This is a genomic window from Paenisporosarcina sp. P5_A11, assembly GCF_056400705.1.
Genome location: NZ_JBFUKT010000204.1, coordinates 1 through 5,281 on the forward strand (window position 1 = coordinate 1; position 5,281 = coordinate 5,281).

The following is a 5,281-nucleotide window of genomic DNA, read 5'->3' on the forward strand; positions in this document are numbered from 1 at the left end:
CTATTAACTTTTATTCAACCTATGTTAGCCAATGCTAGTTGGTATGTGATTATTGTCGTTGCGGGAAGTGCATTAATTTTTAGTTTATTTGGTATAAGAAAAAATTGGTTCCGAATTAATTTGACAGCAATTAAAGATTCATACATGGGTCAAGTGACAATTCGTTTATTTAACCAAGAATTTCAACTCACCTCTTATTCAGATACAGGAAACCTTTGCATTGAACCACTGTCAGGTAATCCCGTTCATTTTATTTCAGCAGAAAAAATGAAATCATTCATTCCTTTAGATTTGTGGCAATATTTACATGCATTTGAGGGAGATTCCACCGAACCATTTCAAGAAATCCCTTTGTTATTTCGGTCTCAATTGCGTTTAATACGTCTTCAAACTGTCCAAGATCAATCGACATGGGCCATTGGAATTAAAGTAGACCATATTCAATTAAAAACAACGAAAGAGAAAGTATTAGCACCATGTTATGTGGTTTTAACAAAAAATAGTAAACATTTCCCACGTCAATCAGATGTAATTTTGCATGCTTCAACACTATTTAGCTAATTATAGGAGGGCGAATGCTATGTTAATCAGAATTTGGTACAGACTAATTGGACTTTGGAGTAGATGGCGAAGCAAAGGAACATATTATATTGGTGGTAGTGAATCATTACCGCATCCTATGAATCGTGAAGAAGAAGCCAAAACGATCGAAGCTTTTATGAATGGAAATTTAACGGCACGGGATACGTTAATTGAACGTAATTTAAGGTTAGTCGTATATATAGCAAGACGCTTTGAAAATACTGGATCCCATATTGAAGATTTAATCAGTATCGGCTCGATTGGATTAATTAAAGCAATAGAAACTTTTAACACGGAGAAAAAAATTAAACTAGCTACTTATGCTTCACGGTGTATTGAAAATGAAATTTTGATGCATCTTCGAAAAACTAGTCGTTTAAAATCTGAAGTCTCTTTTGATGAACCATTGAATTCAGACGCAGATGGCAATGAGCTATTACTTTCCGATATCTTAGGAACGGATGACGATATTATAGCAGAAGATGTAGAGAAAAAAATTGAACGTCAATTTATGTTTTCAGCTATCGATTTATTGGATAAGCGAGAGAAATACATTATGGAATGTCGATTTGGATTAAATGGTCAAGAAGAAATGACTCAGAAAGAAGTAGCTGATATGTTAGGTATTTCTCAATCTTATATTTCCCGTTTAGAAAAGAAAATCATACATGATTTGCGAGAGGAATTAAATCAACCGACAGCTTAATGGATGAATTTGGAGTAGTGACAATACGAATAGTTTTCTCCGAGGCGGACACACTGAAAGATATCACAGTGTAGAACAGTTCGGAGGAAAAAAGCGATGGTACGTACAAAAGTCGAATTATGCGGTGTAGATACGTCGAAGCTGCCTGTTTTATCAAACGAAGTGATGACAAAGACGTTTATACGTTTACAAAGTGGTGACGAATTTGCAAAAGATGAGCTAGTGATGGGAAACTTACGACTAGTTCTAAGTTTAGTTCAGCGCTTCGCCTATCGCGGAGAACAAGCTGATGACTTATTTCAAGTAGGTTGTATTGGTTTAATAAAATCAATTGAGAACTTTGATTTAAAGCACAATGTTAGATTTTCTACGTATGCAGTGCCTATGATAATTGGAGAAATTAGAAGACATTTGCGTGATCATCATCCGGTGCGCGTATCAAGATCGCTCCGTGATATTGCCTATAAGTCGATGAAAGCAAAAGAGCAATATATTACTGAACATTTGCATGAACCAACTATTCAGCAATTGGCAGAAATAATTGAAATACCTCATGAGGACATATTATTTGCTTTAGATGCCATTCAAGATCCAATTTCCTTACAAGAACCAATCTATCATGACGGTGGCGATCCTGTATTTATGCTCGATCAATTACGAGATGAACAAGTTTCTGAAGAATCGTGGTCTACTTATATCTTCATGAAAGAAAGCATCAGTAAATTAGATATTCGAGAACAACGAATCTTAGCTAAGCGATATTACTACGGTCAGACTCAAACTGAAATCGCTAAAGAATTAGGAATATCACAAGCTCAAATATCTAGACTTGAAAAGCATGCAATTCGTATCATCAAAGAGGAATACAATTTTGATTCACAATGAGATAAAAAGCTTTTATTCCTTTTCTGGAATAAGAGCTTTTTTTTCGTGTATATAACATAAACTAAGTAAAGGGGGTATGACCGTTGAAATTTACTGACATCCAACAAAAAGAATTTATTGAAGCAAGTGATGGGAAAATGCTCGGTTTTGTTAATGATGCACAAATATCTAAAGAGACAGGAATGATAGAATCTTTTTTCTTGGCAGAACCAAAAAAGATGTTGGAATTGTTTTCAGGCAATCGCCCAACAGTTATGATTCGATTATCCGATATTAAAGTTATTGGGAAAGATGTTGTCATCGTTCAGTCGAAGGGCGTAGAACATGGATAAACATTGAATATTCGAGCTTGGATTGGTACAATATAGAGATAACATCGATACCTAAAAAGGTAGGAACTCTTAAAATGCAAATTGAACGTAATCTTCTACAAATACAACAACAAATTAATCAAGCATGCACACGTGCCAATCGTTCTACTTCAGATGTTCATATTGTGGCAGTTACTAAAGCAGTTTCAATTGAACGTACGGTGGAAGCTTTACAATCGGGTCTGAATCATCTTGGTGAAAATAGACCTGAAGGGTTATTAAATAAACAAGAGGCAATTAACAATCCTGCAGTCTGGCATTATATTGGGTCATTGCAAAGTAGAAAAGTGAAACAAGTCATTAACAAGATACAAGTTTTGCATTCACTTGATCGATTAAGTTTGGCTGATGAGATTCAAAAAAGAGCTGAACATACAATTGATTGTTTTGTGCAAGTGAATGTCTCTGAAGAAGATGCGAAACATGGTATTGAATTAAAAAATGTCCAAACGTTTATTGAATCCTTACATGAGCATAATAGAATTCGAGTTATTGGCTTAATGACGATGGCACCCAACACATCAAATGACGAAGTGATACGTTCTGTTTTCAAAGGATTAAAAGATATGCAAATAAAAATTTCCAGTAATCATTATCCACATGCACCTTGTACAGAATTATCAATGGGAATGTCAAACGATTTTGAAATCGCAATAGAAGAAGGCGCAACATATGTGCGAATTGGTACAGCACTAGTCGGAAACGAAAGTGAGGATCTTACATGAGTATGAAGAATAAATTCAAAAACTTTTTTTACTTAGAAGAAGAAGAAGAAGAAGAAGATGAAACACCAAGAACCAACAATAACCGTAGAAACGAATCTCAACCAATACCTCAACCGACAGTTAGGAAGACAGCGAAAGAAAGGAGAAATGTGCATATCGAAGCCACTCCTTCTTCAAATATCGTTAGTCTCCAAAACTTGCAAAAGTCTTCAAAAGTAATATTAGTAGAACCACGTGTATATGCAGAAGCACAAGATATTTCTGAGCATTTAAAAAACAAGCGTGCGGTCGTTGTAAACTTGCAAAGGATTGATAAAGATCAAGGAATCCGCATTGTAGATTTTTTAAGCGGAACCGTGTATGCTTTAGGCGGAGATATTCAGCGTATTGGCACCGATATTTTCTTATGTGCACCTGATACGGTTGAAGTAGATGGAGCAATTTCAGACTACTTTTATGACGACATACAATAATTGAGGTGTAATTAGTTCTTATGGAATCAGTAATTAATATTCTACAACAAGTATTAGGGTTTTATTCAATTTTACTCATTGTCTATATTTTCATGTCATGGGTACCTAGTACAAGAGAAACAACAATCGGTCGCTTTTTAGAAAAGATTTGTGAACCCTATTTAGAACCGTTTAGAAAGTTTATCCCTCCATTTGGCATGATTGATGTGTCGCCAATTGTTGCTATTTTAGTATTAAAACTTGCAGGACAAGGACTTTCGTCTTTAGCAAACTATTTTTAAAATCTTGCCTCACTTTCGTGGGGCTTTTTTTGACCACTGAAAGGAAGGAAAGAAATGGAACAAGTACTACAGCATTTTCGAAAAGACGAACAACCTTTTATTGAACAAGTTAGCGGATGGCTTCGAGAAACACAGGATCGTTATGCGCCAAAACTGACTGACTTTTTAGACCCTCGACAACAATTTATTGTACAGTCTATGATTGGGCAAAATGACGACATTATTGTGAGTGCATTCGGAGAACTTCCGGAAGCCGAACGAAAGCGCATGTTGATTTCACCTTCTTACTTTGTTGCAAAGGAAGAAGACTACGGGATTACAGCGTTTTCCATTAAGTACCCTTCGAAATTTATTAAACTAGAACATCCAGACATATTAGGTTCTCTTATGTCCCTTGGTCTTGATCGATCAAAATTTGGTGATATTCGAGTAGACGATAATCGAATTGAATTTGCTGTAGTATCAGAAATGTCCGATTATGTTAGGTCGCATCTTACTGCGATAGGAAAATCAAAAATTAAAGTGGACGAATTGCCTCATGAGCACCCTTATTTGGACAACACGGATACCTGGCTAGAAGAATCACATACGGTGAGTTCGATGAGAATTGATACCATTATTGCGTCTTTATTTAATATTTCAAGGCAAAAAGCTTCCATGCTTATTCATAGTGGGAAAGTTAAAGTGAATTGGACAGTTCGTGAACAACCTTCGTTCGAACTCCATGAATCGGACTTACTATCAATTAGAGGATATGGAAGAATCCGAATCGGATTAATTGAAGGGCGGACTAAAAAAGACAAAATCCGACTTCAAATTGGACGAATCGAGCCCAAATCGTGAAAAATATTCAATTAAATTCGTATTATTGCTTTCAAGGCTGACAAGGAAAGGTATAATAGTTGGAAACGATGTAAGTTTGCAAAGGGGAGATTTTGAAATGCCGCTATCACCACTAGATATTCATAACAAAGAGTTTGGTCGTGGATTCCGAGGATACAACGAAGACGAAGTTAACGAATTCTTGGAACAAGTGATTAAAGATTTCGAACTTCTAATTAAAGATAAAAAAGATCTGGAAGAGAAATTGAAATCCTCAAGTGAGCGAGTGGGCCATTTTACAACGATTGAAATGACTTTACAAAAGTCTATTGTTGTAGCTCAGGAAGCTGCTGAAGAATTACGTAGAAATTCTCAAAAGGAAGCAAAATTAATAGTTAAAGAAGCAGAGAAAAATGCAGATCGAATTGTTAATGAA

The 5,281-nt window shown here is 35.6% G+C and carries 9 protein-coding genes; all 9 read left to right on the top strand.

Annotated features, from left to right (window positions below):
* The coding region (locus AC1DOS_RS17610; protein WP_477538549.1) for a sigma-E processing peptidase SpoIIGA at positions 1–561 on the top strand (561 nt) is incomplete at its 5' end.
* 19 nt (positions 562–580) lie between these two features.
* The gene (gene sigE, locus AC1DOS_RS17615) at positions 581–1,288 is read left to right on the top strand and encodes an RNA polymerase sporulation sigma factor SigE (protein ID WP_108584535.1); all 708 of its coding nucleotides are present in this window, start codon (positions 581–583) and stop codon (positions 1,286–1,288) included.
* Between the two features lie 96 nt (positions 1,289–1,384).
* Positions 1,385–2,173: an RNA polymerase sporulation sigma factor SigG gene (sigG, locus tag AC1DOS_RS17620; protein ID WP_108584537.1), complete on the top strand. Its 789-nt coding sequence runs from the start codon at positions 1,385–1,387 to the stop codon at positions 2,171–2,173.
* Between the two features lie 83 nt (positions 2,174–2,256).
* The gene (locus tag AC1DOS_RS17625) at positions 2,257–2,505 is read left to right on the top strand and encodes a YlmC/YmxH family sporulation protein (protein WP_108584538.1); all 249 of its coding nucleotides are present in this window, start codon (positions 2,257–2,259) and stop codon (positions 2,503–2,505) included.
* A 74-nt stretch (positions 2,506–2,579) separates the two neighbouring features.
* Positions 2,580–3,269 (top strand): YggS family pyridoxal phosphate-dependent enzyme, encoded by a 690-nt coding sequence (locus AC1DOS_RS17630; RefSeq protein WP_477538550.1) that lies wholly within the window; start codon positions 2,580–2,582, stop codon positions 3,267–3,269.
* A complete protein-coding gene (locus AC1DOS_RS17635) occupies positions 3,266–3,742 on the top strand; it encodes a cell division protein SepF (RefSeq protein ID WP_477538551.1) in 477 nt (158 codons plus the stop codon). Before AC1DOS_RS17630 ends, AC1DOS_RS17635 begins: the two co-directional genes overlap by 4 nt.
* Positions 3,743–3,762: 20 nt before the next feature.
* Entirely contained in the window at positions 3,763–4,023 is a 261-nt protein-coding gene (locus AC1DOS_RS17640) for a YggT family protein (RefSeq protein WP_108584543.1), read from the top strand.
* A 54-nt stretch (positions 4,024–4,077) separates the two neighbouring features.
* The gene (locus AC1DOS_RS17645) at positions 4,078–4,866 is read left to right on the top strand and encodes a YlmH family RNA-binding protein (protein WP_477538552.1); all 789 of its coding nucleotides are present in this window, start codon (positions 4,078–4,080) and stop codon (positions 4,864–4,866) included.
* A gap of 97 nt (positions 4,867–4,963) precedes the next feature.
* A partial coding sequence (locus AC1DOS_RS17650; protein WP_477538553.1) for a DivIVA domain-containing protein occupies positions 4,964–5,281 on the top strand: 318 nt, incomplete at its 3' end.